The sequence below is a fragment of the Nocardioides sp. GCM10030259 genome, assembly GCF_042666375.1.
Lineage (GTDB): Bacteria > Actinomycetota > Actinomycetes > Propionibacteriales > Nocardioidaceae > Nocardioides.
Window position 1 is genome coordinate 35,133 of sequence record NZ_JBHTDF010000004.1, and the last position, 26,654, is coordinate 61,786.

A 26,654-nucleotide genomic window follows, 5' to 3' on the forward strand; every position below is an offset into this window, starting at 1 on the left:
CCCGCGACCGACGAAGGAGGTCGCGACGGCGCGTCTCGATACCCGGCGAGCCGAGAAGCAGCCCGTGCCCCGGCACCAGCCGGGGTGAGGCAGGAGTGATGCTCAGGCCGCCAGCAGCTCGAGCAGCTCGTCGCGGGTCCACGCGGGCGCGGCGCCCGGGCAGTCGAGCAGGTAGTCCGCGAGGTCCACGTCGTCGAGCTCGTGGGCCTGCCGCAGGCCGCGGGCCATGGTCGCGACGTACGCAGCGGCCGGGGCGCGCAGCCCCAGCGGCTCGACGTCGGGGGTGCTGAACGTCAGGACCGGCCGCCCGTCGAGCTCGCCGGCCAGGTGCACGGTCTCGTAGTGGCCGGGCCCGACCGCGTGCCGGCCGCCGGCCAGCACCTCGCTGAGGTCATGGTCGACGCCGGGCTCGCGCCCCATCTCCTGCTCGAGCACGTCGGCGAACTGGTCCGCCGTGACGAGGTAGGCGCGGGCGAGCGTCTCGCCGTCCGCGTCGGGGTCGTGGAACGCGACGCCTCCGCCCCAGGTCGGCGATCGCCACGCGAAGTGCACCCGGCCGGCCATCGTGAACGGCCGGTCGTCGAGGGGTTCCGCGGGCTCGCGCGCGCCGGGATAGGTGCGCGCGGCGCCGGGCGGGCAACCGCCCAGGAGGTAGCAGCGGAAGCGGTCGGCGTCGAGGTTGGAGCCGTAGGCGGCGTACCAGAGGGTGTCGAGGGGCACGAAGTCCTAACGATCACTCGGCCGCAGCGCGACGGAGTGATTCGGAGAGCCGCTCGGCCGCGGCGAGGACTGCGGGTGCGTGCATCCGGCCCGGCTGGCGGGAGAGCCGCTCGAGGGGGCCGGAGACCGACACGGCGGCGATGATCTTGCCGCCGGGCGAGCGCACCGGCGCGGACACCGACGCGACGCCCTGCTCGCGCTCGCCGACGGACTGCGCCCAGCCGCGACGGCGTACGCCGGAGAGCGCGGCGGCCGAGAACGCGGAGTTCTGCAGCCCTCGGTGCATCCGCTCGGGGTCCTCCCAGGCCAGCAGGACCTGCGCCGCGGAGCCGGCGCGCATGGTCAGCTGCGAACCGACGGGGATCGTGTCGCGCAGCCCGCTGGGGCGCTCCGCCGCGGCGACGCAGACGCGGTGGTCGCCCTGGCGGCGCCACAGCTGGGCGGACTCGCCGGTGATGTCGCGCAGCCGGGCGAGCACCGGGCCGGCGGTGGCGAGCAGCCGGTCCTCGCCGGCCGCCGCCGACAGCTCCGCGAGCCGGGGGCCGAGCACGAAGCGGCCCTGCATGTCGCGCGCGACGAGGCGGTGGTGCTCCAGGGCGACGGCCAGCCGGTGGGCCGTCGGTCGGGCCAGGCCGGTGCCGGCGACGAGGCCGGCCAGCGTCGCCGGGCCGGACTCGAGAGCGGTGAGCACGAGTGCGGCCTTGTCGAGCACGCCGACGCCACTGGAGTTGTCCATATGGCAATACTGCCGTCTCAGATCATGGGATGCAAGCGTTACAGTGGTCACGCACGGAAAGCCGTGTCCGCACCGACAGCGATGTCGGTCGGGAGTCGAGACACGAGGGAGCGAGAGTCATGGGCAAGACCCTGGCGGAGAAGGTGTGGGACGAGCATGTCGTCCGCTCGGTCGACGGGGAGCCCGACCTCCTCTTCATCGACCTCCACCTCATCCACGAGGTGACCTCGCCCCAGGCCTTCGACGGGCTCCGGCTCGCCGACCGCGTCGTACGCCGGCCCGACCTCACCATCGCCACCGAGGACCACAACGTGCCCACGGTCGACTGGGACAAGCCGATCGCCGACCCCGTCTCGCGCACGCAGGTCGAGACCCTGCGGCGCAACTGCGAGGAGTTCGGCGTCCGCCTGCACCCGCTCGGCGACGTGGAGCAGGGCATCGTGCACGTCGTCGGCCCGCAGCTCGGCCTGACCCAGCCCGGCATGACGATCGTGTGCGGCGACTCGCACACCGCGACCCACGGCGCCTTCGGCGCCATCGCCTTCGGCATCGGCACCTCCGAGGTCGAGCACGTGCTCGCCACGCAGACGCTGCCCCAGGCGAAGCCGAAGACGATGGCGGTCACCGTCAACGGCTCGCTCCCTGAGGGCGTCACCGCCAAGGACCTGATCCTCTACCTGATCACCCGCACGGGTACGGGCGGTGGCCAGGGCTACATCGTCGAGTACCGCGGCGACGCGATCCGCGCGCTCTCGATGGAGGGCCGGATGACCGTGTGCAACATGAGCATCGAGTGGGGCGCCAAGGCCGGGATGATCGCCCCGGACGAGACCACGCTCGCGTACCTGAAGGATCGCCCCGAGGCGCCGAAGGGCGCCGAGTGGGACGCCGCTGTCGAGCACTGGAACAGCCTGCGCACCGACGACGACGCCGTCTTCGACGAGGAGATCGTGATCGAAGCCGCCGACGTCACCCCGTGGGTGACGTGGGGGACGAACCCGGGTCAGGGCGCGCCCCTGGGCGGCACGATCCCGGCGCCGACCGACTTCGAGGAGGGGACCGACCGGGTCGCGGCCGAGAACGCCCTGCGCTACATGGCTCTCGACGCCGGCACGCCGTTGCGCGACGTGCACATCGACACCGTGTTCGTCGGGTCCTGCACCAACGGACGCATCGAGGACCTGCGCCTGGCGGCGGAGGTCATCAAGGGCCACAAGGTCGCGAGCGGCACCCGGATGCTCGTCGTCCCCGGGTCGGCGCGCGTCCGCCTCGAGGCCGAGGCCGAGGGCCTCGACCTGGTCTTCAAGGAGGCCGGTGCCGAGTGGCGCGGCGCCGGGTGCTCGATGTGTCTGGGCATGAACCCCGACACGTTGTCGCCGGGTGAGCGCAGCGCGTCGACGTCCAACCGCAACTTCGAGGGCCGTCAGGGCAAGGGTGGCCGCACCCACCTGGTGTCGGTGCCGGTCGCGGCCGCGACCGCCGTCCGCGGCACCCTGTCCTCGCCCGCCGACCTGGCCCTTCGAGACGCCTCGTCCCTCGGCTCCTCAGGGACCGAGTTCGCCCAGGGAGGAAACTGACATGGACAAGTTCACGACCCACACCGGCGTCGGCGTCCCGCTGCGCCGCAGCGACGTCGACACCGACCAGATCATCCCGGCCGAGTACCTCAAGCGCGTCACGCGCACCGGCTTCGAGGACGGGCTGTTCGCGGCCTGGCGCAACGACTCCGCGTTCGTGCTCAATCGCGCGGAGTACGCCGCCGGCACCGTGCTCGTGGCCGGCCCCAACTTCGGCACGGGGTCGTCGCGGGAGCACGCCGTGTGGGCCCTGCAGAACTACGGCTTCAAGGTCGTCATCTCGCCGCGCTTCGGTGACATCTTCCGGGGCAACTCCGGCAAGGCGGGCCTCCTGGCCGCGCGCGTCGACGACAAGGTCGTGCAGCGTCTCTGGGAGTACCTCGAGGAGAACGTCGGCGCGACGGTCACCGTCGACCTCGAGGCCCGCACCGTGCGGGCAGGCGAGGGTCCCGATGCGATCGAGGACTCCTTCGACATCGACGACTACACACGCTGGCGCCTCCTCGAGGGTCTAGACGACATCGGCATCACGTTGAGCCACGACGACCAGATCGCGGCCTTCGAGGCACGTCGTCCGAGCTGGAAGCCGGCCACGATCAAGGCGAGCTGAACGCGTCACCCGCAGTCCCGGCTGATGCCGAGATTTCCCAGTCCTGGTTGGGAAATCTCGGCATCAGTCGATTTCGGCCGGGCTCTGCGAATGGCCGCAGAATGCAGCTAATCGCCCGCCGCTGAGCGGGTCTGAGCGCCCTCGACACGGCCGTTGCGGCAGTGATCCGCCGCAGAGCGCCCGCGAAAAACACTGCGCAAAACGCCCTCCGGTGATTGTGACTATCGCTGCGTTTACCTAGCGTGCATTGAAGAAAGTCGAGCATGGGCTCGACCACAAGCGTTCATTGGAAGGGAAGACAGTGAACAAGTCAGAGTTCATCGAGGCGCTCTCGGCCCGTTTTGACGGGAACAAGAAGGCCGCTGCCCACGCCCTCGAGTCCGTGCTCGACACGATCACGCGCGAGGTCTCGAAGGGCGAGAAGGTCGCGATCACGGGCTTCGGCTCGTTCGAGAAGCGTGTCCGCGAGGCCCGTTGGGTCCGCAACCCCCAGACGGGCGCACGCATCAAGGCGAAGAAGACGGCGGTGCCGAAGTTCACCGCCGGCGCGGACCTCAAGAACGTCGTGTCGGGTGCCAAGAAGCTGCCGAAGCTGACGCTGGCCGCCGCGCCTGCTGCGGCCAAGAAGGCGACCAGCGCCGCGGCGAAGAAGACCACGGCCAAGAAGGCGGCGCCCGCGAAGAAGGCGGCACCGGCCAAGAAGGCGGCACCCGCGAAGAAGGCGGCCGCGAAGAAGACCACGGCCAAGAAGGCCACCGCGAAGAAGGCGGCACCGGCCAAGAAGACCGTCGCCAAGAAGGCACCGGCCAAGAAGGCCACCGCGAAGAAGGCGGCACCGGCCAAGAAGACCGTCGCCAAGAAGACCACGACGGCGAAGAAGGCACCCGCCAAGAAGGCCCCGGCCAAGAAGGCACCCGCCAAGAAGACCGCCGCCAAGAAGGCCCCGGCGAAGAAGACCGCCAAGAAGGCCTGACGCCAACGGCATCAGGACGGGCCGCCACCCCCAGGGGTGGCGGCCCGTTCGGCATTTCCTTCTGCGATCGCCAGCGACGTGGCGGGGCCGAGCCCCAGACCGGCGGCGTCCGCGAGGTCGTCGGTGTCGTCGACATCGCGCCGTACCGACGCGGGTGCGTCGACGACCTCCGCGGCGCCGGCGTCGAGGTGCGCCGCGCGGGAGCCGTGGCCGAACCGCGGGTCGAAGCGGTCGTACGTCGCGGCGTACATCGTGGTCCCGACGGCCGCGGCGTCGGGAACGAAGCCGGGCCGCGTGCGGACCGTCGTCGCCAGGCCGTCGAGCACCACGTCGAGGTCGTCGGGCCGGAGTGCGGGCAGGTCGGCGCAGACGGCGATCGGCACCAGGTCGGGCCAGCGGCGGTGCGCCTCGGCGGCGGCCTGGCGCAGGCTGCCGTTGAGGTCGCCGGCGACCCCGTCGGGGATCGCGTCGCAGCCGAGGGCCGAGAGCACGACGGAGAAGTGGGCGTCGTCGGTCACGACCAGCACCCGGCCGACGCGGTCGGCACGCAGGCAGGCGAGCACCGTGTCCTGGGCGAACGCCTCGGCCAGTCGGCGTCGGGCCTCGCCCTCGACGGCGGCGAGGCGGGACTTGCCGACCGCCGGGGGCTTGACCGGGACCAGCACGGCGTACCGGATCGGGGGCTGGGATGACATCGGTCCGATCCTGTCAGGTCCGTCGGGGGTCGTCGGCACGGCGTCCGCGGCGCAGACCGGGACCGGGCATCCGACCGAGTAGCCTGCGCACGTGGTCGTTCGCAAGATGCAGGAGAGTCGCAACTGGGCGTGGCGCTTCGCCGAGCCCATCGTGCGTGGCGCGCTGGTCGCCACCACCACCCACGAGTGGATCGGCGGGAAGAAGATCCCGGTGACCGGCGGCTGCATCATCGTGCTCAACCACGTGTCCCACGTGGACCCGCTGACCGCGGCACACTTCGTCTACGACCACGGCCGGCTGCCGCACTACCTGGCCAAGTCCGGGCTCTTCAAGAACAAGGCGCTGGCCTCGTTCCTGACCGCCGCCGGCCAGATCCCGGTCGAGCGGCTGAGCAGGAACGCCGCCGGCGCGTTCGACGCGGCCGTCGCCGCGGTGCGCGACGGCAAGTGCGTCGTCGTCTACCCCGAGGGGACGATCACGCGCGACCCCGACGGGTGGCCGATGACCGGCAAGTCCGGGGCGGCCCGGATCGCGCTGGAGACCGGCTGCCCGGTGATCCCCGTGGGGCAGTGGGGTGCGCAGCAGCTGCTGGCGCCGTACGCGAAGAAGCCCGATCTCTTCCCGCGCAAGAAGGTGACGATGCTCGTCGGAGACCCCGTCGACCTGTCCGACCTCGCGGCGGAGCCGCGGACCGTGGCGGTCATCCAGCGGGCCACCGACCGGATCATGGCGGCGATCACCGCCCTGGTCGAGGAGGTCCGCGGCGGTACGGCTCCCGCCGAGCGCTTCGACATGAGGAAGAAGGGCGTGCGCGAGACCGGCAACCCCAACAAGCCCGAGCCCAAGGGCACCATCCCGGGGGAGGACCCCTCATGAGCAAGATCGCTGTCTTCGGGGCCGGCTCGTGGGGCACGGCGTTCTCGATCGTGCTGGCCGACGCCGGCAACGACGTCACGCTGTGGGCGCGACGCGACGAGGTCGCCGCGACCATCAACGACCAGCGCGAGAACACCGAGTACCTCCCGGGCATCGAGCTCCCGCCGGCCATCCAGTCGACACACGACGTCGAGAAGGCGCTCCACGGCGCCGACGTCGTCGTGCTCGCGACACCCTCGCAGTCGCTGCGCGCGAACCTCACCGAGTGGGCGCCGTACGTCGAGCCCGGCGCGGTGTTCGTGTCGCTGATGAAGGGCGTCGAGCTCGGCACGCTCGACCGGATGAGCCAGGTGATCGCCGAGGTCACCGGCGCCGGCCCCGATCGGATCGCGGTCATCAGCGGGCCCAACCTCGCCAAGGAGATCGCCCGCCGCGAGCCGGCCGCCTCGGTCGTCGCGTGCGAGGACGAAGAGGTCGCGCAGCGCCTCCAGGCGCGCGTGCACTCGCCGGCGTTCCGGCCCTACACGAGCGTCGACGTCCTCGGCTGCGAGCTGGGAGGCGCCTACAAGAACGTCGTGGCGCTGTCGGTCGGCATGGCCGTGGGCCTGGGCTTCGGCGACAACACCACCGCGTCGGTCATCACCCGCGGCCTCGCCGAGACCGCCCGCCTGGCGATGGCCCTGGGCGCCAACCCGCTGACGCTGATGGGCCTCGCCGGCCTCGGCGACCTCGTCGCGACCTGCTCGTCTCCGCTCTCGCGCAACCGCACGTTCGGCGAGAAGCTCGGGCAGGGCATGACGACCGCGGAGATCATCGCGTCCACGCGCCAGGTCGCCGAGGGCGCGAAGTCGTGCTCGTCGCTGCGTGCCCTCGCCGAGCGCACCGGCGTCGACGCCCCGATCGCCGAGCACGTCGACGCCGTCGTCGACGGCCGCATGAACGCGCCCCAGATGATGGACGCCTTCCTGACCCGGGACACCAAGGCGGAGACTGACTGACCGAGGAACGAGGTCAAGTCAGTCTGTTGGTGGTCGATCAAGCGACGCGTGTCGGGACCCGGTGACGGAAGGCGGCGTCGCGGAGAGCCCGACGTCCGGCTGATGGGCCCGGCCGCCCGCGGACTTCCCCGACGAAACTCGTGCTCCTGTTGTGCAACTGCAGCCGGGAAGCACGAGTTTCACCGGGTGCCCGGTGAAACTCGCGCACTCACACCACCAGGTCGTCGAGCGCCTTCGCCAGGTCGGCCCAGAGGTCGTCGACGTCCTCGATGCCGACCGACATCCGGACCAGCGCGTCGGGGATGGTGGCCGGCTCGCTGCGCCAGCGGCGGCGGCGCTCGAACGTCGACTCCACGCCGCCGAGGGAGGTGGCGTGGACCCAGAGCCTCGTCTTGCGGGTCAGCAGGTCGGCTGCCATCGGCCCCTCGGCGAGGACGATCGAGACGATGCCGCCGAAGCCCGGGTAGCGGACCTCCGAGATCGCGGGGTGCGCCTCGAGCCGGGTGACCAGCTCCCGGGCGTTCTGCTGGGCACGCTCGACCCGCAGGTGCAGCGTGCGCAGGCCGCGCAGCGCCAGCCACGCCTCGAGGGTGCCCGGAACGGCGCCGACCAGGTCCCGTCGTCCCTTCAGCACGGCGTACAGCTCGTCGTCGCGGGTCACGACCGCGCCGAGCAGGGCGTCGCTGTGGCCGGCGAGGTACTTCGTCGCCGAGTGCACCACGAGGTCGACCTCGTCCTCGAGCGGCCGCTGCAGCAGGGGAGTGGCGAAGGTGTTGTCGACGACGACGTACGCCCCGGCCTCGTGCGCGGCCGCGCGGATCGTGGGGATGTCGGCGATCTCGAGGGCGGGGTTGGTCGGCGACTCCAGCCACACCAGGGCGGCGCCGTCGCAGGCCGCCACGACGGCATCGGTGTCGGTGATGTCGACGAGCTTCGCCGTCACCCGACCCCGGGCCTCGAGGTCGGCGAGCTGCATCACGGTGCCGTTGTAGGCATGCTGCGGCGCGACGACGGTCGCGCCCTGGCCGACCAGGTCGAGCACCGTCGAGACGGCCGCGAGGCCGGTCGAGAACGCCAGCGCCCGGCCGCCCTCGAGAGCACCGAGCGCCTCCTCGAAGGCGGTCCACGTCGGGTTGCCGTAGCGGCCGTACTCGAGGTCGCCGCCGGCGACGTACGTCGACGCCATCACGATCGGCTGGTTCAACGGCTGGTCGGGCTCGTGCGGCGGCCGCCCGGTGGTGACGGCGACGGTGGCGGGTCGGAGGTCGCTCGGGGCGTCGGTCATGGGCAGCACGCTAGATGGATAGGGTCATGCCGATGAACTCAGCATCCGATCGGGCACCCCGCAAGCCCCGCGTCGCCGTCGTCTTCGGTGGCCGGTCCAGCGAGCACGCCATCTCCTGCGTCACCGCCGGCAGCGTGCTCGCCGCGATCGACCCGGCGCAGTACGACGTCGTGCCGATCGGCATCGCGACCGACGGACGCTGGGTGCTGGAGTCCGGAGACCCCGACCGGCTGCGCATCCAGGCGCCCGACCGACTCCCGTCGGTCGACGGCAATCGGGCGACGATCGCGCTCGCACCCGAGGCCGCCTCGACCGGCCTGGTCGTGACCGAGCCGTCGCAGCCGCCCCACATGCTGGGCGAGGTCGACGTGGTGTTCCCGCTGCTCCACGGGCCGTGGGGCGAGGACGGCACCATCCAGGGCATGCTCGAGATGGCCGGGGTCCGCTACGTCGGCGCCGGGGTGCTCGCCTCGGCCGTCAGCATGGACAAGGCCTACATGAAGGTCGTGCTGGCCGCCGCGGGGCTGCCGGTGCTGCCGTCGGTGACCGTGACCGCGCAGCAGTGGGCGCGCGACCCGCTCGCGTGCCGGGAGCGGGCCGCAACGCTGGGCTACCCGCTCTTCGCCAAGCCCGCGCGCGGCGGCTCGAGCATCGGCATCTCCAAGGTGCACGACGAGTCCGAGCTCGGCACCGCGGTCGAGGAGGCGTTGCGCTACGACCCCAAGGTGCTGCTCGAGGCGTACGCCGACGGCGCCCGCGAGATCGAGTGCGGCGTGCTGCAGGGGATGGACGGCGCGCCGGAGGCCAGCCTGCCGGCGGAGATCCGGATCTCGGGCGACCACGAGTTCTACGACTTCGCGGCGAAGTACCTGCCCGAGGAGCACACCGAGCTCGACGTACCGGCGAAGGTGCCCGACGCCGTGACCGCCCAGGTGCAGGAGATGGCGGCGCAGGCGTTCGAGGCGGTGGGTTGCGAGGGGCTCGCCCGGGTCGACTTCTTCGTCTTCCCCGACGGCCGGGTCGTCGTCAACGAGATCAACACGATGCCGGGCTTCACGCCGACGTCGATGTACCCGCGGATGTGGGCCGCCACGGGCGTGGACTACCCGGCGCTGGTCGACCGGCTGATCAGGCTCGCGCTCGCGCGCGACACCGGCCTGCGCTGACGGCGGCCACTAACAGCCGCCGACCCGCTCCAGCTCGCGGGAGATCACCTTGGTGAGCGCCCCGGTGGCGTTGCCGAACCCGTCGGGGCGGTAGTCGGACGGCAGCCGCAGCTCGATCCGCGGCCGGTGGTTGACCTCGGTCGCGGTCACGTCGACGTCCTGGTCGCCCTCCGACGCCGCGGCCATGACGTCCTCGGGGACGAACCAGGCCGCGTCGTCGACCTCGACGCAGTTGGCGCCCGCGGTGAGGTCGGCGGGCTCGCCGACCCCGCAGGTCACGATGATGGCGGGGTCGCCCCAGGCGGCGCCGTACGCAGAGTCACCGGTCGTCTCCCTCCGCTCCTGGCCGGCGAGGGTCTCCGGGAGGCTGTCGACGAGCCGCCGGCACGCGTCCGCGTCGCTCGACGACAGGTCGGGCGCGTCGATCTCGACCGGCCCGGCGGAGCAGCCGGCCAGCAACGCCGCCACCGCACACACGACGACGCCCCGTGCCGCGAACGGCACGGGGCGCTGAAGTCTGCTGCGGCGGACCACTCAGATGTGGACGACCGGGCAGGTCAGCGTGCGCGTGATGCCGTCGAGGTTCTGCACCTTCGAGACGACCAGCTTGCCCAGCTCGTCGACGTTGCGGGCCTCGGCCCGCACGATCACGTCGTAGGGGCCGGTGACGTCCTCGGCGAGGGTCACGCCCTTGACCTGGGCGATCTCACGCGCCACCTCGGCGGCCTTGCCGACGTCGGTCTGGATCAGGATGTACGCCTGGACGACCATCGAGCTCTCCCTCGGGTTGTTGCTGGGCGGGGACGCCCAACCTACCGTGCGGTTCTCGCGTGTCGATAGGTGGTCGTGCATGGCGGACCTCAGGCATCTGGTGGGATGGGGTCCATGGCCGCTCCCGCTCCGTTCCCGCCCGACGCCACGCTCGCCGACGCGGGGGAGTTCGGGCTGATCTCGGCGCTGGTCGACCTGTTCCCGCAGGGCGAGCAGGTGCTGGTCGGTCCGGGCGACGATGCCGCGGTGCTGCGCGTCCGCAACGGGCATGTCGTGGTCTCGACCGACCTGATGGTCGAGGGTCGTCACTTCCGCCGTGACTGGGCCAGCGGTGAGGACGTCGGGCACCGGGCGGCCGCACAGAACCTCTCCGACATCAACGCCATGGGCGGTCGCGCCACGTCGCTGACGATTGGCCTGGCCGCGCCTGCGGACCTGCCGGCGCAGTGGGCGATGGACTTCGCCCGGGGCTTCGCCGACGAGTGCGCGCTGGTCGGCGCGAGCATCGTCGGCGGCGACCTCACGGCCGCCAGTGAGGTCGTCGTCGCCGTGACGGTGCTCGGCAGCTGCACCCAGGCGCCGGTGCTGCGCTCGGGCGCCCGCCCCGGCGACGTACTCGCGATCTGCGGCCGGCAGGGCTGGGCCGCCGGCGGGCTGACCGTGCTCAAGCGCGGCTTCCGCTCCCCCCGCGTCCTCGTCGAGGCCTACCGGCGCCCGGAGCCGCCGTACGACGCGGGCCGGGTCGCCGCCGAGGCCGGTGCGACCGCCATGATCGACATCTCCGACGGCCTGCTCGCGGAGGCGCGACACCTGGCCGAGGACTCGGGGGTCGCAATCGACGTGCACGTGTCGGCGTTCGACGTGCCCGAGCCGCTGCACGCCGTCGGCGCCGCCCTCGGCGCGGACCCGATCCAGTTCATCCTCGGCGGCGGCGACGACCACGCCCTGCTCGCCACGTTCCCCGACGTCGGCTCCGTGCCGGACGGCTGGGCGGTCATCGGCGCCCTGGGGGAGGGCTCCGACGTGACGGTCGACGGCGCGGCGTACGACGGCCCGACGGGCTGGTCGCACTTCTAGGCGAGACCCAGTCAGCCGTCAGGAACGAAAAAGACCGCCACCCTGCTGGGTGACGGTCGTCTCTCGTCTCACCGGATCTCGACCCGGCGGTTCGTCCCGCTCGCTGCGCTCCCGGAACGACGCCTTGCTCGATCTCCCGCGCTGACGCGGCTCCGGCTTCGCCGGATCCGCTAGCGCGTGACCTTCCCCGCCTTCAGGCAACCGGTGCAGACGTTGAGGCGCTTCGGGGTGCCGTTGACGGTCGCCCGGACACGCTGGATGTTGGGGTCGAAGCGACGCTTCGTGATCTTGCGCGACCACGGCCGGTTGTTGCCGAAGCCCGGCTTCTTGGCGCAGATGTCGCAGACGGCAGCCACGAGGTACTCCTGAAACGAATCGATTGAACAGAGCGAGGGCCCGCGAACGGGCAACCGCATCAGCGTATCCGACGAGCCCGCGGACGCGGAAATCGTGCAAGTGCCACTAGCCTGTGGCACTCATCTCCAGCGGCGCCGCACGCGGCACCCGGACCAGTCTCCCCGATCGAGGACGGCGATGGAAACTCCCCGAGGCGGCGTGATCACGGTCGAGGTCGTGCTCCGCTTCGTGGACCTCGCGACCGACGCGCTCGCCGCCGCCCGGGAGGAGATCGACGCGCTCAACGTCTTCCCGGTGCCGGACGGCGACACCGGCACGAACATGTACCTGACCGTCTCCGCGGGCCGGGACGCCATCCGCGGCGCGGTCGAGGCGGACCCCGGCGTCGACGTCGGCGCCGCGCTGGCGACGTTCAGCCGCGGTGCCCTGCTCGGCGCCCGGGGCAACTCCGGGGTGATCCTCAGCGAGATGCTCGGCGCGCTCGCCCGACGGGTGTCGCAGGCGAGCCCCGACGAGCGCAACGCCCGCGTCATGGCCGAGGCACTGCGCTGCGCGGCGGAGGCGAGCTACGCGGCCGTGGGCACGCCGGTCGAGGGCACGATGCTCACGGTGATCCGGGCAGCGGCCGACGCGGCGGTGGCCACGGTGGACGGGTCCGCGACCCGGGCTCGCGACGTGTTCGCGGTCGCCGCGGCGGCGGCGCGCGCGGCGTTGGCGCGTACGCCGGAGCAGTTGCCCGCCCTCGCCGCGGCGGGTGTCGTCGACGCGGGTGGGCGCGGCGTCAGCGTGATCCTCGACGCGGCCGAGACGGTGTTGACGGGGCGCCGTCCGGTGCCGGTCACGGCTCCCCTCGGTGCGCGGCACATCCCGGTGCCGGCGCCGGCGCAGGGCGACCTGAGCGCCGACGGCCCGTCGTACGAGGTGATGTACCTGCTCGACGCCGACGACGCCGCGGTGCCGGACCTCCGTGCGGCGCTCGCGCCGCTCGGCGACTCGCTCGTGGTCGTCGGCGGCGAGGGCCTGTGGAACGTCCACGTGCACGTCGACGACGTCGGCGCCGCGATCGAGGCCGGCATCAAGGCCGGGCGGCCGCACCGGGTCCGGGTGACGCACTTCGCCGAGCAGGTGGCGGCGGCCCGCACCGCGACGACGCGCACCGGCCGACGCGTGATCGCGGTCGCGGCGGGCCCCGGACTCGGGAGTCTCTTCGAGGAGGCGGGCGCGGTGATGGTGCGCGGCGGACCTGGCCAGCGCCCCTCCACGGGCGAGCTCCTCCAGGCGATCACCGCCTGCGGCGCCGCCGAGGTCGTGGTGCTGCCCAACGACGGCGACACCATCCGCGCAGCGGAGATCGCAGCCCGCACCGCGGAGGCCGACCTCGACGGTGCGATCCGCGTCGCCGTGATCCCGACGCACGCGCAGGTCACCGGCCTCGCCGCGATCGCCGTCCACGAGCCCGGGCGCGGGTTCGACCAGGACGTGCTCGAGATGACCGCGACCGCCCGCCACGCCCGCCAGGGCGCGGTCACCGTCGCGGCGAAGCAGGCGATCACGATGGCCGGGCCCTGCGAGCCCGGCGACGCCCTCGGCGTCGTCGCCGGCGACTTCGCGGTGGTCGGTGCCGACCTGTTCGACGTCGCGCGGGACGTGCTCGAGCGGCTGCTCGCGGGCGGCGGCGAGCTCGTCACGATCGTCGCCGGCGCCGAGGACGCCGAGGGCGCGCTCGCCACCCGGTGCGCGGCGTACGTCGAGGAGCGCCACCCGGCTGTCGACGTCGTGGTGTACGACGGAGGTCAGCCGCGCTACCCGCTGCTGATGTCCGCGGAATGAGAGCCCCAGCATGATCTCGCTCGACTCACCCGTCGCCACCGTCCTGGGCGACCAGAAGAAGAAGCGCGACGCCATCGTCGAGCGCCTCGGGCTGCGCACCGTGGGCGACCTGCTCCACCACTTCCCGCGGCGCTACATCAAGACCGGCGAGCTCAGCCGGGTCGAGCGCCTGCACGAGGGGGAGATGCTGACCATCTCGGGCCGCCTCGGGAGGCCGCAGAAGAAGACCTACACCGACCGGCGCACCGGGCGCGCGGCGTACCGCGTCGACACGGTGGTGCACGCCGACGGCGCCAGCCTGCGGATGTCGTTCTTCGCCCAGTCCGGCCGGATCGCGGACTGGAACCTCAACCGGCTCGCGGAGGGGCGCCAGGGGATCTTCCTGGGCAAGGTCGGCAGCTTCCGCGGCGACTGGCAGCTCACGAACCCGCAGATGGTGCTCTTCGGCAGCGGCGGCGAGGACCTCGCCGAGCTCTCGCTCGAGACGCTCCGTGCGTTCTACCCGATCTACCCGCTCACGAAGGGCGTCGACTCCTGGGACATCCAGAAGGCGATCGCGTTCGCGCTGACGGTGGTCGACGAGGTGCCCGACGTGCTGCCGGAGCCGGTGCGCTCGGAGTACGACCTGCTCGACGCCCGCCGCGCGCTCGAGCTGGTCCACGCGCCCGACAACCACGCCGAGATCACCAGCGCGCAGCGCCGCTTCCGCTTCGAGGAGGCGCTGGTCACCCAGCTCGTGCTGGCCCGCAGGCGGCGCGAGGTCCGCGCCCTCGGCGCGCAGGCGCGCACCGGCGACCGGGGCGGGCTGCTGGCTGAGTTCGACGGGCGGCTGCCGTTCGAGCTGACCGCCGGCCAGCGCGAGATCGGCGCGCAGATCGAGTCCGACCTGGCGGAGAGCCACCCGATGAACCGCCTCCTCCAGGGCGAGGTCGGCTCCGGCAAGACCGTGGTCGCGCTGCGCGCGATGCTGCGCGTCGTCGACTCCGGCGGCCAGGCCGCGCTGCTGGCGCCGACCGAGGTGCTCGCCCAGCAGCACCACCGGTCGATCACCGCGATGCTCGGCGACCTCGCCGCCGGGGGCATGCTCGGCGGCGCCGCCGACGCCACCAACGTCGAGCTGCTCACCGGGTCGATGACCAAGGCGCAGCGCACCGAGCCGATGTCGCGGCTCGCCACCGGCGAGGCCGGCATCGTCGTCGGCACCCACGCGCTGCTGGAGGAGAAAGTGATCTTCGCCGACCTCGGTCTGGTCGTCGTCGACGAGCAGCACCGCTTCGGCGTCGAGCAGCGCGCCGCGCTCACCGACAAGGCCGGCAGCCCGCCGCACGTGCTCGTCATGACCGCCACCCCGATCCCGCGCACGGTCGCGATGACGGTCTTCGGCGACCTCGAGACCTCCACCCTCACCGAGCTCCCGGCGGGCCGCGCGCCGATCCAGACCAACGTCGTACCCCTCGCCGAGCACCCCGGCTGGTTCGGCCGCGTGTGGGAACGGGTGCGCGAGGAGGTCGACAAGGGGCACCAGGCGTACGTCGTGTGCCCGCGCATCACCGGCGACGAGCAGGAGCAGGGCGAGACCGATCAGGTCGAGCTCGACGAGGACGGCAACGCGGTCACGCCCGACAGGCCCGCCGGCGGGCTGTCCGCCGTCGAGGAGGTGGCGGTCCAGCTCGCCGAGGGCCCGCTCGCGGGGCTCCGCGTCGAGAAGCTCCACGGGAAGATGCCGCCCGACGAGAAGGACCGCGTCATGCGCGCCTTCGCGGCCGGCGACATCGACGTGCTCGTCTCGACCACCGTGATCGAGGTCGGCGTCGACGTCGCCAACGCCACCGCGATGGTGCTGCTCGACGCCGACCGGTTCGGCGTCTCCCAGCTCCACCAGCTGCGCGGCCGCGTCGGCCGGGGCGGGCACCCCGGGATCTGCCTGCTGGTCTCGCACGCCGAGCCGGCCAGCGGCGCCCGCGAGCGGCTCGACGCCGTCGCCGCCACGACCGACGGCTTCGAGCTCAGCCGGGTCGACCTCGAGCAGCGCCGCGAGGGGGACGTTCTCGGGAAGTCGCAGTCGGGATACCGCTCCGGGCTGCAGAATCTCCGCGTGCTCCGCGACGAGAAGACGATCATCCAGGCCCGCGAGGCCGCCAACGCCCTCCTGGACGCCGACGCCGACCTCGCCCACGCCCCGGACCTGGCCGTGCAGGTCGCCGACCTGGAGGCCTCCGTGCAGGCCGACTTCCTCGAGAAGTCCTGAGCCGGCATGACGCGCATCATCGGGGGGCAGGCCGGGGGCCGGCGCATCCAGGCGCCGCGCGGATCGGCCACGCGTCCGACCAGCGATCGGGTCCGCGAGGCGCTCTTCTCCGCGATCGAGTCGTGGTGCGGCTCGCTGCACGGGCTCCGCTTCCTCGACCTGTACGCCGGGTCGGGGGCGGTCGGCCTCGAGGCCTGGTCGCGCGGCGCCGGGGTGGTGACGCTCGTGGAGCAGGACCGGCGCACCGCGGCACTCATCGCCGGCAACGCCCGGGCGATCGGCTACGCCCGGGCCAACGTCGTCATCGGCTCGGTGGCGGCCGCGCTGCGCAAGCCGCCCACCGCGCCGTACGACGTGGTCTTCCTCGACCCGCCGTACCCGCTCGACGAGGACGGGCTCGCCGACGACCTCCGGTCGCTCGTCGAGCACGACTGGCTGGTGCCCGGGGCGCTCGTGGTCGTCGAGCGGTCCTCGCGCAGCCCGGAGCCGACCTGGCCCGACGGGTTCGTCGACGGCCGGACGAAGCGCTACGGCGAGACCACGCTCTGGTACGCCGAGTCCGGCCCGGCGATCTAGTCTCGACACGCCGGTCGCGGCTTCGTTCCTCAGCCGCGCGGCTTGCTCCTTGCGTTGAGCCCGTCGAAGCGACAACCGACATCGGATCCGCTGCCGCGTTTCCGATAGCCTCCACGCCATGACGCGCGTCGTGTGCCCCGGATCGTTCGACCCGGTGACCAACGGTCATCTCGACATCATCCGGCGGGCCGCCGCGATCTTCGACGAGCTCGTCGTCGCGACCGGCGCCAACCCGTCGAAGTCGCGGCTCTTCGACCCGGAGGCGCGGCTGGAGATGCTGCGCGAGGTGTGCGCGGACCTGCCCAACGTGACCGTGATGGGCTTCACCGGCCTCATCGTCGACTTCTGCCGGGAGATCGACGCCCAGGCCATCGTCAAGGGGCTGCGCGGCGGCAACGACTACGAGTACGAGCTGCCTATGGCCCAGATGAACTCCCACCTCACCGGCGTCGAGACCGTCTTCGTGCCCACCAACGCGTCGTGGGGCTACGTCTCGTCCAGCCTGGTCAAGGAGGTGGCCTCGCTCGGCGGGGACGTCTCGTCGCTCGTGCCACCGGCGGTGCACGCCCGGCTCACGCTGCGGCTGGCCGAGCGAGGGGTGTGACGGTTTCTTTCTCGCAGGCTCGGCCCGCGCTACCTCGGGTTTGGTCGGGCCGACGCCCGACCGGTACGCTTCTCGCTGATCTGTCGTGCCTGAATCCGGAAGTAGAACCCTGAGCAGCCTGGACCCGAGAGCGCCGCTCGTGCTCGACACCCGCGAGCTCGGCCGCCGCCCGGGGTCCCAGCATCAGGTGACGCGGACGGTTCCGGCACCGGCAGATCTGGGCATCGAAGTCCTCCGTGTCCCCGAAGGTTCGCAGGTCGAGCTCGACCTGCGGCTGGAAGCGGTCATGGAGGGGGTGCTGGTGACGGGCGCGGCCTCGGTCGAGCTCGCCGGTGAGTGCGCGCGGTGCCTGGACGAGATCTCCGACGAGATGGAGATCGACTTCCAGGAGCTGTTCGTCTACGAGGACCAGCGCGAACCCTCCGAGGAGGACGACGAGGTCAGCACGCTCGAGGGAGACCTGGTCGACCTCGAGCCCCTGCTGCGGGACGCGGTGGTGCTCGCACTGCCGTTCCAGCCGTTGTGCGAGGACGACTGTCCCGGGTTGTGCCCCGAGTGCGGGGCCCGGCTCAAGGACGACCCGGACCACGCGCACGACGAGCCGGTCGACCCGCGGTGGGCCGGATTGGCCGCCCTGAAGCAGGACCAGCAGGACCAAGACTGACGTACCGAGTTTGTTGGCAAGACCGGGGAGACACCCCGGTCCTGGTAGAGGAGATAACAGTGGCTGTCCCGAAGCGGAAGATGTCGCGCAGCAACACGCGTCACCGTCGCTCGGCCTGGAAGGCCGTGGCGCCCCAGCTGGTGACCTGCGCGAACCCCGCCTGCGGTGCCAAGCACCTCCCGCACCGTGCGTGCGGCGAGTGCGGCCAGTACGGCGCGCGCGCCGACCGTCGTCAGGTCCTCTGACCGGTCTCGGTCCGCTGACCAACTACGCCGCGCTGCGGGCAGCGCTCGGGGACCCGGTGCTGGACCCCGAGCTGCTCGAGCGCGCGCTCACCCATCGCTCGTACGCCTACGAGAACGGCGGGCTCCCGACCAACGAGCGCCTGGAGTTCCTCGGTGACTCCGTGCTCGGCGTGGTCGTCACAGAGACGCTCTACCGCACCCACCCGGACCTCTCCGAGGGCCGGCTGGCGAAGCTCCGTGCCGCGGTCGTCAACGCTCGTGCCCTGGCCGAGGTCGGCCGCGGCATCGGCGTCGGCGAGCACGTGAAGCTCGGCCGCGGCGAGGAGACCACCGGGGGCCGCGAGAAGGCGTCGATCCTCTCCGACACCGTCGAGGCGGTCATCGGCGCCGTGCACCTCAGCGGCGGCTTCGAGGTCTCCGCGCCCGTGGTGCACCGGCTCTTCGACCCGCTCATCCTGGCCGCGTCCGCCATGGGCGCCGGCCTCGACTGGAAGACCTCCCTCCAGGAGCTCTCGGCCGAGCACGGCCTCGGCGTCCCCGAGTACGTCATCGCGGACGAGGGCCCCGACCACATGAAGACCTTCACGGCCCAGGTCCGGGTCCGCGGCCAGCTCTACGGCAACGGCGTGGGCCGGTCCAAGAAGGAGGCCGAGCAGGCCGCCGCCGAGACGGCGTACGGCGAGATCGCCGCCGAGCTCGACGTCGCCGATCCGGCGACCGCCGCGGCGGAGGACGCCGCCGCCGAGCAGGGCTGACCGGATCCGGTGCCCGAGCTCCCCGAGGTCGAGGTCGTCCGCGCCGGCATCGAGCGCCACGTCGTGGGCGCCACCATCGCCCGGGTCGACGTGCTGCACCCGCGCCCGGTTCGGCGCGACCAGCGCGGCCCGGCGGGCTTCGCCGCGGCCCTCGCCGGGCGCCGGGTCGAGGGCGCCCGCCGGCGCGGCAAGTACCTCTGGCTGCCGCTCGACAGCGGCGACGCGCTGCTCGGCCACCTGGGCATGAGCGGCCAGATCCTGGTCCAGCCGGCCGGGGCACCCGACGAGCGGCACCTGCGGGTGCGCTTCGTGCTGGAGGCCACCGACGTCGAGATGCGCTTCGTCGACCAGCGGATGTTCGGGGGACTCAGCGTGTCCGACGGCGGCGCCGAGCTGCCGCCCGAGATCGCGCACATCGCCCGCGACCCGCTCGACCCGGAGTTCGACGACGACCTCTTCGTGCGCAAGGTCCGCAAGCGCACGTCCGGCGTCAAGCGGCAGCTGCTCGACCAGAACCTGATCTCCGGCGTCGGCAACATCTACGCCGACGAGGCGCTGTGGCGGGCCCGGATCCACGGCGAGCGGCCGGGGGACCGGCTGAGCGCCGCGCAGGTGCGGGAGCTGCTCGGCCACGCCCGCGAGGTGATGGTCGCGGCGCTCGGCGAGGGCGGCACGTCGTTCGACGCCCTCTACGTGAACGTCAACGGCGAGTCGGGCTACTTCGACCGCTCCCTGCACGCCTACGGGCGTGAGGGGGAGCCCTGCGACCGCTGCGGCACGCCGATGCGGCGGGTCGCGTTCATGAACCGCTCGTCGTACTTCTGCCCGGCCTGCCAGCCGGCCCCGCGCCGCCGTCGCACCGGCCGCGGGGCGGGGCCTCCCGAGGCTTTGCCTGTCCCGGATTGACCGGGAGCCGCGCGGGTGGGACTCTTGAAGACGGCCGCCATCGCGGCCCCACCCCTCCACCATTCCCCGGAAGGCTCATTCATGGCCAAGGCGCTGATCGGCTACATGAACAGCGACCTGCGAACCCCCGCACTCTCGGCCGAGAACGCTCGGCTGCGCGCGCGTGTGGGCGAGCTCGAGGCGCTGGTCCTGCGCCTCAGCGAGGAGAACGACAAGCTCGCGGGAGCGCAGGCTGCCGCCCTCCTCGACGAAGCTGCCTCCCTGTCGGAGATGCAGCCCGCCTGACCGCTGCCGGGTACGGCCGGTCAGGTCCGGCGCGCCCTCATGCTGGCGGTGTCGCCGGTCTTCGGCTCTCGCCAGACCACCTTCAGTCGCTTGCCGTCCCGGCGTACCTTCACGCTGACGGGGCTCACGCAGCCCGACCCGCGGGTGATCACCTCGCGGAAGGTGAACCAGCCGCTCTTCTTGCCGCGGAACACCCACTTGCCGGAGCACACACCCGGATAGGTGACCTTGCCGCGGAGCTTCCCGTCGCTCTTGGTGATCTTCACCTTCGCCGGGTAGCCGGCCGATCCGCCCGCGTCGCCGTACACGGCGCCCTTCCACGTGCCGGTCACCGCCTTCGCCGCACGGGCCTGGCCGGTCCCCTCGGCGGCGGTCGCGGTCGCCGCTGGTGCGAGCATCACGGCGGACGCGACGAGCGCCGCCAGAGCCTTCTTGATCATGCTGTCTCCCCGTTCCGGTCCCTGGCGGGACGCTGGCCGGGGTGTACCCCCTCCGGGCCGTCCGATAAACCGGAGGAGCGCGCCGGGTCGAGCGACTAGTCTCAGCGGCTTGTGAGCAGCCTCGCCGAGATCGTCGCGCCCCGCCGCCTCGGCACCGGCTTCCGGTGGCTGCTCGCGTCGTCGTGGGTGTCCAACCTCGGTGACGGCATCGCGCTCGCCGCCGGCCCGCTGCTGGTCGCGTCGCTGACCCACGACCCGATCCTCGTTGCCCTGGCGGCGCTGCTGCAGTGGCTGCCGCCGCTCCTGTTCGGCCTGTACGCCGGAGCGCTCGCCGACCGCCTCGACCGGCGGCTGATCATCGTCACGGTCGACCTGCTCCGGGCGCTCGTGCTGGTGCTGCTCTGCGTCGCGGTCGCGGCCGACGTGGCGGCGATCTGGGTGGTGCTGCTGGCCATGTTCCTGCTCGGTACCGCCGAGGTCTTCGCGGACAACACCGCCGCCACCCTGATGCCGATGCTCGTCCACCGCGACGACCTGCCGGTCGCGAACGCCCGGCTGACGACCGGGTTCATCACCGTCAACCAGCTGGCCGGGCCGCCGATCGGTGCGGCGCTCTTCGCCGCGGGCCACGCGATCCCGTTCGCCGCCCAGGCCGCCGTCGTCGCCCTCGGCGCGGTGCTGATCTCGCGGGTCGTGCTGCCGAGCCACCGGCGCGAGCGCGACCCCGGCGTACGGTTCGGCGAGGACATCCACCGCGACATCGCCGAGGCGTTCCGCTGGGTCCTGCACCACCCGGCGGTGCGCACGCTGGTGCTCACGATCTTCGTCTTCAACATCACCTTCGGCGCGGCCTGGTCGGTGCTCGTGCTCTACGCGACCCAGCGCCTCGGCCTCAGCGAGATCGGGTTCGGCCTGCTGACCACGGTCTCGGCCGTCGGCGGGCTGATCGGCACGCTGTCGTACGGCGCGATCACGCGGCGGGTGAGCCTGGGCAACCTGATGAGGATCGGTCTGCTCTTCGAGACGTTCACGATGTTCGCCCTCGCGGTGACCACGTCGCCCTGGGTCGCGATGTGCATCTTCTTCGTGTTCGGCGCCCACGCCTTCATCTGGGGCACCACCTCGCTCACGATCCGCCAGCGGGCGGTGCCGACCGACCTCCAGGGCCGGGTGGGCAGCGTCAACCTGGTCGGCACGTTCGGCGGCCTGGTCATCGGCTCGGGCATCGGCGGGGTGATCGCCCGGCACGGCGGCGTGACCGCGCCGTTCTGGTTCGCTTTCGTCGGCTCGGCGGTGTTCGTGGTGCTGATCTGGCGCCAGCTCACCCACCTGGCGCACACCGAGGAGGCGCGGGCCACCCGGACGTGACGGGCGGGGCGGGGATGCCACGAACCGGGGGTCGTCCCCGGTATCGTGTGCCTCGCTGAGCTTCCCCCTTTGGCCGGCTGCGATGATGCTGCCTTCGTCCTCAGTCCGACGAACCGCACCGATGAGCTGGGAGCCAGACGTTGTACCTGAAGAGCCTGACCCTCAAGGGGTTCAAGTCCTTCGCGTCCTCGACGACGCTCCAGCTCGAGCCCGGGATCACCTGCATCGTGGGTCCCAACGGCTCCGGCAAGTCGAACGTCGTCGACGCGCTCGCCTGGGTGATGGGTGAGCAGGGCGCCAAGTCCCTGCGCGGCGGCAAGATGGAGGACGTCATCTTCGCCGGTACGTCGGGCCGGCCGCCCCTCGGCCGCGCCGAGGTCGTGCTGACCATCGACAACGCCGACGGCGCGCTGCCGATCGACTACTCCGAGGTCACGATCAGCCGCACGATGTTCCGCAGCGGCGGCTCGGAGTACGCCATCAACGGCAACCCGTGCCGGCTGCTCGACGTCCAGGAGCTCCTGTCCGACTCCGGCATCGGCCGTGAGATGCACGTGATCGTGGGGCAGGGCCAGCTCGACACGATCCTGCACGCGACCCCCGAGGACCGCCGCGGCTTCATCGAGGAGGCGGCCGGCGTCCTCAAGCACCGCAAGCGCAAGGAGAAGGCGCTCCGCAAGCTCGACTCCACCGAGGGCAACCTCACGCGCCTCAACGACCTGCTCGTCGAGATCCGGCGCCAGCTCAAGCCGCTGGGCCGCCAGGCCGAGGTGGCCCGCCGGGCGGTGACCGTGCAGGCCGACGTGCGCGACGCGCGTGCCCGCCTGCTCGCCGACGACCTCACGACGGCCCGCAGCTCGCTCGAGCAGGAGATGGCCGACGAGTCGGTCCTGGTCGCGCGCCGCGAGCAGGTCGAGGGCGATGTCGCGAAGGGCCGCGAGCGCGAGGCAGCGCTCGAGGCCGCCCTCCGCGAGGACCTGCCGGCGCTGGCCCAGGCCCAGGAGACGTGGTTCGCGCTCTCCGGGCTGCGCGAGCGGCTGCGCGGCACCCAGTCTCTGGCCGCCGAGCGGGTGCGCAACGCCGCCGGCACCCACGACGTCGAGGAGTCGCGCTCCGGGCGCGACCCCGAGCAGCTCGAGGCGGAGGCCGAGCAGGTCCGCGAGCAGGAGCAGCGGATCGCGGCCGAGGTCGACGCCCACCGGGTCGCGCTCGAGGAGGCGGTGACCGCGCGGCGTACGGCGGAGGACGCCGCCGCCGAGGAGGACCGCAGGGTCGCCGCGCTGCAGCGCGCCGCCGCCGACCGCCGCGAGGGCCTGGCCCGGCTGCACGGCCAGGTCAACGCGCTCCGCCAGCGCGCCGCCGCGGCCGACGAGGAGGTCGGCCGCCTCACGCTGGCCCGCGAGGAGGCCGTCGCCCGCGCCGAGCGCGCGCAGCGCGACTTCACCGCGCTCGAGACCAGGGTCGCCGGCCTCGACGCCGGCGAGGAGGGCCTCGACGCCGAGCACGAGGCCGCGACCGCTGCGCTGGACGACATCGAGGAGCGGCTCGCCAAGGCCCGCGACGAGGCGCTCCAGGCCGACCGCGACCGGAGCGCGCTCGCCGCCCGCAAGGACGCCCTCGAGCTCGGCCTCAACCGCAAGGACGGCGCCGGCGCGCTGCTCGCCGCGACCGACGAGGTCTCCGGGCTGCTCGGCTCGGTCGCCGCGCTGCTCAGCGTCCGGGCCGGCTTCGAGACCGCCGTCGCGCAGGCCCTCGGGTCCGCCGCCGACGCCGTGGCCGTCGCCGACGCCGACGCCGCCGTACGCGCCATCGACCACCTCAAGGACGGCGACCTCGGCCGCGCCGGCCTGCTGCTGGGCGGGGCGCCTGCCCAGTCGCGCGACTGGCCGGGACTGCCGTCCGGAGCCGAGTACGCCGTCGACGTGGTCGAATGCCCCGCCGAGGTCCGGGCCGCGCTGACCCGGCTGCTCGCCCGGGTCGCGGTCGTCGACGACCTCGCGGCCGCCCGCGCGCTCGTCGCCTCCCTGCCCGACGTCACCGCGGTGACCCGGGAGGGCGACGTGTTCGGCACCCACTTCGCGTCCGGCGGCTCCGGCAGCCAGCCGAGCCTGATCGAGGTCCAGGCCGCGGTCGACGAGGCCGCGCAGCAGCTCGCCGGGGTGATCGCGTCCTCCGAGCGGCTCGGCTTCGAGATGTCGCGGATGGAGGGCGAGCGGCTCGAGGCGCAGAAGCGCGTCGACGTGGCGCTCGCGAAGCTCCACGAGTCCGACGCGACGCTCGCCGCCGTCGCCGAGGAGCTCGGCCAGTTCGGGTCCCAGGCGCGCGCGGCCCGCGGCGAGGCCGAGCGGCTCGCCCAGGCGATCGCCAAGGCCGAGGAGGCCCGCGAGCAGGCCGTGTCCGGGCTCGCCGACCTCGAGCAGCGGCTCACCCACGCCGAGGAGGCGCCCGAGGAGGAGCCGGACACGTCCGTCCGCGAGCAGCTCGTCGAGGCAGCGCGCACCGCCCGCCAGGGCGAGATGGACGCTCGCCTCGCGCTGCGTACGTCGGAGGAGCGGGCCCGTGCGCTGCACGGCCGCGCCGACTCCCTGGTCCGAGCCGCCGAGAAGGAGCGCGAGTCCCGGGCCCGCGCCGCCGAGCGCCGCGAGCGGCTGCTCCGCGAGGGCCGGGCCGCCGAGGCCGTCGGCGTGGCGGTCGGCTACGTGCTCCAGCGGCTCGAGGTCTCGATCGACCGGGCGGCGCAGGCGCGCACGGCCGTCGAGCAGTCCCGCAGCGGCCGGGAGCAGGATCTCCGCGACGTCCGCGCCGCCCTGCGCGAGCTGGGCAAGGAGCACGACGAGCTGGTCAGCTCCGTCCACCGCGACGAGATGGCCCGCACCCAGCAGCGCATGCGCATCGAGCAGCTCGAGGAGCGCGCCCTGGAGGAGCTCGGCCTCGACGGCGACGCGCTCGTCGCCGACTACGGCCCCGACCAGCTCATCCCGCACACGGGGGAGGTGCCCGAGGGCGAGGAGGCACCCGAGCCCGCGCCGTACGGCCGCGACGAGCAGGTGAAGCGCCTCCGGACCGCCGAGCGCGCGCTCCGCGAGCTCGGCCGGGTCAACCCGCTGGCGCTCGAGGAGTTCTCGGCGATGGAGGAGCGGCACAAGTTCCTCACCGAGCAGCTCGAGGACCTCAAGAAGACCCGCAAGGACCTCCTCGACATCGTCCGCGAGGTCGACCAGCGCGTCGAGCAGGTCTTCACCGAGGCGTACGCCGACGTCAGCAAGGCCTTCGACTCGACCTTCGCGCGGCTCTTCCCGGGCGGCGAGGGCCGGCTGGTGCTCACCGATCCGGGCGACATGCTGTCCACCGGCGTCGAGGTCGAGGCTCGGCCGCCGGGCAAGAAGGTCAAGCGGCTCTCGCTGCTCTCGGGTGGTGAGCGCTCGCTCGTGGCAGTGGCGTTCCTGGTCGCGCTGTTCAAGGCCCGGCCGTCGCCGTTCTACATCCTCGACGAGGTCGAGGCGGCGCTCGACGACACCAACCTCGGCCGCCTGCTGGAGATCTACGAGGAGTTGCGCGAGAACTCCCAGCTGCTCGTCATCACCCACCAGAAGCGCACCATGGAGGTCGGCGACGCCCTCTACGGCGTCACCATGCGCGGCGACGGCGTGTCCGCGGTGATCAGCCAGCGGCTGCGCGAGGCGGAGGCCTCCTAGGTCCGGCGACGGCGCCGGACGGCACGCCGTACGGCGACGGCCGGCCGCAGCATGGCCCGGCCCACGCGCCAGGTCGTGCTCTGCTCGAGCTCGGCGAGCCTCCGTTCGGCGCGCGTCGCACGCGCACGCGCCTGCCGGGTCCGCTCACGCGCCCGACGAGCGCGGTCGCGGGCCCGACGGGCGCGAGCGCGCTCCTGCCGGGCCCGGACGCGGTGCTGACGCGCCCGCGCGCCGGCGGCCTCCGCGCGCCGCTCCGCCCGCTCGATCTCGGCCAGCATGATCTCGTGCAGCTCGGTCAGGCTGCGCTCCCGCCACTCGACCGGGTCCTCGTGCTCGCTCACGACTTCCTCCAGAACCTGCCGGTCCAGTCGACGGTCTCGATGGGGTCGGTGATGCCGTGCTCGTCGCGGAAGTCGTGGACCGCCGCCGCGCAGGAGGGGATCGAGTAGTCGTCCACCAGCACGTACCCGCCCACGGACACCTTGTCGTACATCGCGCCGAGCGTGTCGATCGTGGAGCTGTACATGTCGCCGTCGAGCCGCAGCAGCGCGAGCTGCTCGACCGGTGCCGTCGGCAGAGTGTCGGCGAACCACCCGACGAGGAACCGCACCTGGTCGTCGAGCAGGCCGTAGCGCTCGAAGTTGCCCTGCACCGTCTCCAGCGGGATCGCCAGCTGCGGGAACGTGTGGAAGTCGGAGTCGGCGTCCGCGGGGAACCGCTCGTCGGGCTCCGGGAGCCCACGGAACGAGTCCGCGACCCAGACCGTGCGATCGGTGACGCCGTACGCGGCGAGGATCGCGCGCATGTAGATCGACGTGCCCCCTCGCCACACGCCGGCCTCGAGGAAGTCGCCGGGGACGCCGTCGGCGATGACCGACTCGGCGCACTCGCGGACGTTGCGAAGGCGCTTGAGCCCGACCATCGTCTCCGCCTCCGGAGGCCAGTCCTCGCCGTTCTCCCGGCGCTCCGGGTCGAAGGTGACCCGCTCGGTCAGGAGCACCTGCCGGTCGGCCATGGAGCGGGACACCATCTGGAGCAGGTAGGACTCGTAGGAGCGCTCGGGCAGCTCGACGGGGGCGAGACCGCTCTCGAAGCCGAACCTGGTCAGGAAGTTCGCCATCGTCCTGAGGTAGAGGTCGACCGCTGGGTTCTCGGGCACCGCGACAACGTAGCCAGCGCGTCGCCGGTTGACCAGT

The 26,654-nt window shown here is 72.6% G+C and carries 28 protein-coding genes; 18 read left to right on the forward strand and 10 right to left on the reverse strand.

The window, feature by feature from the left end; all coding sequences use genetic code 11:
- Window positions 1–102: 102 nt before the first annotated feature.
- A complete protein-coding gene (locus tag ACFQQI_RS04280) occupies window positions 103–720 on the reverse strand; it encodes a histone deacetylase (RefSeq protein WP_378558466.1) in 618 nt (205 codons plus the stop codon).
- Window positions 721–733: 13 nt separating this feature from the next.
- Window positions 734–1,456 carry an IclR family transcriptional regulator gene (locus ACFQQI_RS04285; RefSeq protein WP_157340523.1) on the reverse strand — a complete coding sequence of 241 codons (723 nt, stop codon included), beginning with the start codon at window positions 1,454–1,456 and terminating at the stop codon, window positions 734–736.
- Window positions 1,457–1,575: 119 nt separating this feature from the next.
- On the opposite strand from ACFQQI_RS04285, the gene leuC reads away from it, so the two are divergent.
- From leuC to ACFQQI_RS04300, 3 genes are all read left to right on the forward strand, one after another.
- The gene (gene leuC, locus ACFQQI_RS04290) at window positions 1,576–3,033 is read left to right on the forward strand and encodes a 3-isopropylmalate dehydratase large subunit (protein WP_378558469.1); all 1,458 of its coding nucleotides are present in this window, start codon (window positions 1,576–1,578) and stop codon (window positions 3,031–3,033) included.
- Window position 3,034: 1 nt separating this feature from the next.
- A complete protein-coding gene (gene leuD / locus ACFQQI_RS04295) occupies window positions 3,035–3,643 on the forward strand; it encodes a 3-isopropylmalate dehydratase small subunit (protein ID WP_378558472.1) in 609 nt (202 codons plus the stop codon).
- 301 nt (window positions 3,644–3,944) lie between these two features.
- Entirely contained in the window at window positions 3,945–4,616 is a 672-nt protein-coding gene (locus tag ACFQQI_RS04300; RefSeq protein ID WP_378558475.1) for an HU family DNA-binding protein, read from the forward strand.
- Window positions 4,617–4,627: 11 nt separating this feature from the next.
- Here the strand turns inward: ACFQQI_RS04300 and cofC are convergent, their stop codons facing one another.
- Complete coding sequence (cofC, locus tag ACFQQI_RS04305; protein ID WP_378558478.1) at window positions 4,628–5,311, reverse strand: 2-phospho-L-lactate guanylyltransferase; 684 nt, start codon at window positions 5,309–5,311, stop codon at window positions 4,628–4,630.
- A 91-nt stretch (window positions 5,312–5,402) separates the two neighbouring features.
- Between cofC and ACFQQI_RS04310 the strand changes: the two genes are divergently transcribed.
- A complete protein-coding gene (locus ACFQQI_RS04310; protein WP_378558481.1) occupies window positions 5,403–6,188 on the forward strand; it encodes a lysophospholipid acyltransferase family protein in 786 nt (261 codons plus the stop codon).
- On the forward strand, window positions 6,185–7,186 hold the full coding sequence (locus ACFQQI_RS04315) for an NAD(P)H-dependent glycerol-3-phosphate dehydrogenase (RefSeq protein WP_378558484.1): 1,002 nt from the start codon (window positions 6,185–6,187) through the stop codon (window positions 7,184–7,186). The genes ACFQQI_RS04310 and ACFQQI_RS04315 overlap by 4 nt, the downstream gene beginning before the upstream one ends.
- 208 nt (window positions 7,187–7,394) lie before the next feature.
- On the opposite strand, the gene ACFQQI_RS04320 is transcribed toward ACFQQI_RS04315, so the two are convergent.
- A complete protein-coding gene (locus ACFQQI_RS04320; RefSeq protein ID WP_378558487.1) occupies window positions 7,395–8,471 on the reverse strand; it encodes a trans-sulfuration enzyme family protein in 1,077 nt (358 codons plus the stop codon).
- Window positions 8,472–8,503: 32 nt separating this feature from the next.
- Here ACFQQI_RS04320 and ACFQQI_RS04325 point away from each other — a divergent pair, with 32 nt between their 5' ends.
- Window positions 8,504–9,637: a D-alanine--D-alanine ligase family protein gene (locus ACFQQI_RS04325; protein WP_378558490.1), complete on the forward strand. Its 1,134-nt coding sequence runs from the start codon at window positions 8,504–8,506 to the stop codon at window positions 9,635–9,637.
- Between the two features lie 9 nt (window positions 9,638–9,646).
- Here the strand turns inward: ACFQQI_RS04325 and ACFQQI_RS04330 are convergent, their stop codons facing one another.
- A complete protein-coding gene (locus ACFQQI_RS04330; protein WP_378558492.1) occupies window positions 9,647–10,141 on the reverse strand; it encodes a DUF3515 domain-containing protein in 495 nt (164 codons plus the stop codon).
- A gap of 30 nt (window positions 10,142–10,171) precedes the next feature.
- Entirely contained in the window at window positions 10,172–10,408 is a 237-nt protein-coding gene (locus ACFQQI_RS04335; RefSeq protein WP_135080071.1) for an Lrp/AsnC family transcriptional regulator, read from the reverse strand.
- Window positions 10,409–10,522: 114 nt separating this feature from the next.
- Between ACFQQI_RS04335 and ACFQQI_RS04340 the strand changes: the two genes are divergently transcribed.
- On the forward strand, window positions 10,523–11,485 hold the full coding sequence (locus ACFQQI_RS04340) for a thiamine-phosphate kinase (protein WP_378558495.1): 963 nt from the start codon (window positions 10,523–10,525) through the stop codon (window positions 11,483–11,485).
- 170 nt (window positions 11,486–11,655) lie between these two features.
- Here ACFQQI_RS04340 and rpmB read toward each other — a convergent pair whose 3' ends face one another.
- The gene (gene rpmB / locus ACFQQI_RS04345) at window positions 11,656–11,841 is read right to left on the reverse strand and encodes a 50S ribosomal protein L28 (protein WP_011756723.1); all 186 of its coding nucleotides are present in this window, start codon (window positions 11,839–11,841) and stop codon (window positions 11,656–11,658) included.
- A gap of 178 nt (window positions 11,842–12,019) precedes the next feature.
- Here rpmB and ACFQQI_RS04350 point away from each other — a divergent pair, with 178 nt between their 5' ends.
- The 9 genes from ACFQQI_RS04350 to ACFQQI_RS04390 all read left to right on the forward strand — a co-directional run bounded on the left by ACFQQI_RS04350 (window position 12,020) and on the right by ACFQQI_RS04390 (window position 19,955).
- The gene (locus ACFQQI_RS04350; protein ID WP_378558498.1) at window positions 12,020–13,672 is read left to right on the forward strand and encodes a DAK2 domain-containing protein; all 1,653 of its coding nucleotides are present in this window, start codon (window positions 12,020–12,022) and stop codon (window positions 13,670–13,672) included.
- Between the two features lie 10 nt (window positions 13,673–13,682).
- Window positions 13,683–15,920: an ATP-dependent DNA helicase RecG gene (locus ACFQQI_RS04355; RefSeq protein WP_378558501.1), complete on the forward strand. Its 2,238-nt coding sequence runs from the start codon at window positions 13,683–13,685 to the stop codon at window positions 15,918–15,920.
- 6 nt (window positions 15,921–15,926) lie between these two features.
- Window positions 15,927–16,496 (forward strand): 16S rRNA (guanine(966)-N(2))-methyltransferase RsmD, encoded by a 570-nt coding sequence (gene rsmD / locus ACFQQI_RS04360; RefSeq protein ID WP_378558504.1) that lies wholly within the window; start codon window positions 15,927–15,929, stop codon window positions 16,494–16,496.
- Between the two features lie 118 nt (window positions 16,497–16,614).
- Window positions 16,615–17,100, forward strand: a complete 486-nt coding sequence (gene coaD / locus ACFQQI_RS04365; RefSeq protein WP_378558506.1) for a pantetheine-phosphate adenylyltransferase — start codon at window positions 16,615–16,617, stop codon at window positions 17,098–17,100.
- A 286-nt stretch (window positions 17,101–17,386) separates the two neighbouring features.
- Window positions 17,387–17,764 (forward strand): YceD family protein, encoded by a 378-nt coding sequence (locus ACFQQI_RS04370; protein WP_378558509.1) that lies wholly within the window; start codon window positions 17,387–17,389, stop codon window positions 17,762–17,764.
- A 59-nt stretch (window positions 17,765–17,823) separates the two neighbouring features.
- Complete coding sequence (gene rpmF / locus ACFQQI_RS04375) at window positions 17,824–18,009, forward strand: 50S ribosomal protein L32 (protein WP_181644900.1); 186 nt, start codon at window positions 17,824–17,826, stop codon at window positions 18,007–18,009.
- Between the two features lie 56 nt (window positions 18,010–18,065).
- On the forward strand, window positions 18,066–18,764 hold the full coding sequence (gene rnc / locus ACFQQI_RS04380) for a ribonuclease III (protein WP_378558512.1): 699 nt from the start codon (window positions 18,066–18,068) through the stop codon (window positions 18,762–18,764).
- A 9-nt stretch (window positions 18,765–18,773) separates the two neighbouring features.
- Entirely contained in the window at window positions 18,774–19,670 is an 897-nt protein-coding gene (mutM, locus tag ACFQQI_RS04385; RefSeq protein WP_378558515.1) for a bifunctional DNA-formamidopyrimidine glycosylase/DNA-(apurinic or apyrimidinic site) lyase, read from the forward strand.
- An 81-nt stretch (window positions 19,671–19,751) separates the two neighbouring features.
- Window positions 19,752–19,955, forward strand: a complete 204-nt coding sequence (locus ACFQQI_RS04390; RefSeq protein WP_378558517.1) for a hypothetical protein — start codon at window positions 19,752–19,754, stop codon at window positions 19,953–19,955.
- A 20-nt stretch (window positions 19,956–19,975) separates the two neighbouring features.
- Here ACFQQI_RS04390 and ACFQQI_RS04395 read toward each other — a convergent pair whose 3' ends face one another.
- A complete protein-coding gene (locus ACFQQI_RS04395; protein WP_378558520.1) occupies window positions 19,976–20,395 on the reverse strand; it encodes a hypothetical protein in 420 nt (139 codons plus the stop codon).
- Window positions 20,396–20,506: 111 nt separating this feature from the next.
- Between ACFQQI_RS04395 and ACFQQI_RS04400 the strand changes: the two genes are divergently transcribed.
- Both ACFQQI_RS04400 and smc read left to right on the forward strand, forming a co-directional pair.
- Window positions 20,507–21,763, forward strand: coding sequence for an MFS transporter (locus ACFQQI_RS04400; RefSeq protein ID WP_378558523.1), 1,257 nt, complete (start codon window positions 20,507–20,509; stop codon window positions 21,761–21,763).
- A gap of 140 nt (window positions 21,764–21,903) precedes the next feature.
- The gene (smc, locus tag ACFQQI_RS04405; protein ID WP_378558526.1) at window positions 21,904–25,458 is read left to right on the forward strand and encodes a chromosome segregation protein SMC; all 3,555 of its coding nucleotides are present in this window, start codon (window positions 21,904–21,906) and stop codon (window positions 25,456–25,458) included.
- Here the strand turns inward: smc and ACFQQI_RS04410 are convergent.
- Together ACFQQI_RS04410 and ACFQQI_RS04415 are read right to left on the reverse strand one after the other, a co-directional pair.
- A complete protein-coding gene (locus ACFQQI_RS04410) occupies window positions 25,455–25,799 on the reverse strand; it encodes a hypothetical protein (protein ID WP_378558529.1) in 345 nt (114 codons plus the stop codon). The two genes, smc and ACFQQI_RS04410, sit on opposite strands and share 4 nt — an antisense overlap.
- Complete coding sequence (locus ACFQQI_RS04415; RefSeq protein WP_378558531.1) at window positions 25,796–26,617, reverse strand: TylF/MycF family methyltransferase; 822 nt, start codon at window positions 26,615–26,617, stop codon at window positions 25,796–25,798. Before ACFQQI_RS04415 ends, ACFQQI_RS04410 begins: the two co-directional genes overlap by 4 nt.
- Between the last annotated feature and the right edge of the window lie 37 nt (window positions 26,618–26,654).

Bases quoted from the DNA above. Each gene is read 5' to 3' on its own strand.
- ACFQQI_RS04335 (WP_135080071.1), bottom strand. From the start codon at position 10,408: ATGGTCGTCCAGGCGTACATCCTGATCCAGACCGACGTCGGCAAGGCC.
- cofC (WP_378558478.1), bottom strand. From the start codon at position 5,311: ATGTCATCCCAGCCCCCGATCCGGTACGCCGTGCTGGTCCCGGTCAAG.
- ACFQQI_RS04395 (WP_378558520.1), bottom strand. From the start codon at position 20,395: ATGATCAAGAAGGCTCTGGCGGCGCTCGTCGCGTCCGCCGTGATGCTC.
- ACFQQI_RS04320 (WP_378558487.1), bottom strand. From the start codon at position 8,471: ATGACCGACGCCCCGAGCGACCTCCGACCCGCCACCGTCGCCGTCACC.
- ACFQQI_RS04340 (WP_378558495.1), top strand. From the start codon at position 10,523: ATGGCCGCTCCCGCTCCGTTCCCGCCCGACGCCACGCTCGCCGACGCG.
- ACFQQI_RS04285 (WP_157340523.1), bottom strand. From the start codon at position 1,456: ATGGACAACTCCAGTGGCGTCGGCGTGCTCGACAAGGCCGCACTCGTG.
- ACFQQI_RS04350 (WP_378558498.1), top strand. From the start codon at position 12,020: ATGGAAACTCCCCGAGGCGGCGTGATCACGGTCGAGGTCGTGCTCCGC.
- ACFQQI_RS04325 (WP_378558490.1), top strand. From the start codon at position 8,504: ATGAACTCAGCATCCGATCGGGCACCCCGCAAGCCCCGCGTCGCCGTC.
- ACFQQI_RS04355 (WP_378558501.1), top strand. From the start codon at position 13,683: ATGATCTCGCTCGACTCACCCGTCGCCACCGTCCTGGGCGACCAGAAG.
- ACFQQI_RS04315 (WP_378558484.1), top strand. From the start codon at position 6,185: ATGAGCAAGATCGCTGTCTTCGGGGCCGGCTCGTGGGGCACGGCGTTC.
- leuD (WP_378558472.1), top strand. From the start codon at position 3,035: ATGGACAAGTTCACGACCCACACCGGCGTCGGCGTCCCGCTGCGCCGC.
- coaD (WP_378558506.1), top strand. From the start codon at position 16,615: ATGACGCGCGTCGTGTGCCCCGGATCGTTCGACCCGGTGACCAACGGT.
- ACFQQI_RS04390 (WP_378558517.1), top strand. From the start codon at position 19,752: ATGGCCAAGGCGCTGATCGGCTACATGAACAGCGACCTGCGAACCCCC.
- leuC (WP_378558469.1), top strand. From the start codon at position 1,576: ATGGGCAAGACCCTGGCGGAGAAGGTGTGGGACGAGCATGTCGTCCGC.
- ACFQQI_RS04370 (WP_378558509.1), top strand. From the start codon at position 17,387: ATGGAGGGGGTGCTGGTGACGGGCGCGGCCTCGGTCGAGCTCGCCGGT.
- rsmD (WP_378558504.1), top strand. From the start codon at position 15,927: ATGACGCGCATCATCGGGGGGCAGGCCGGGGGCCGGCGCATCCAGGCG.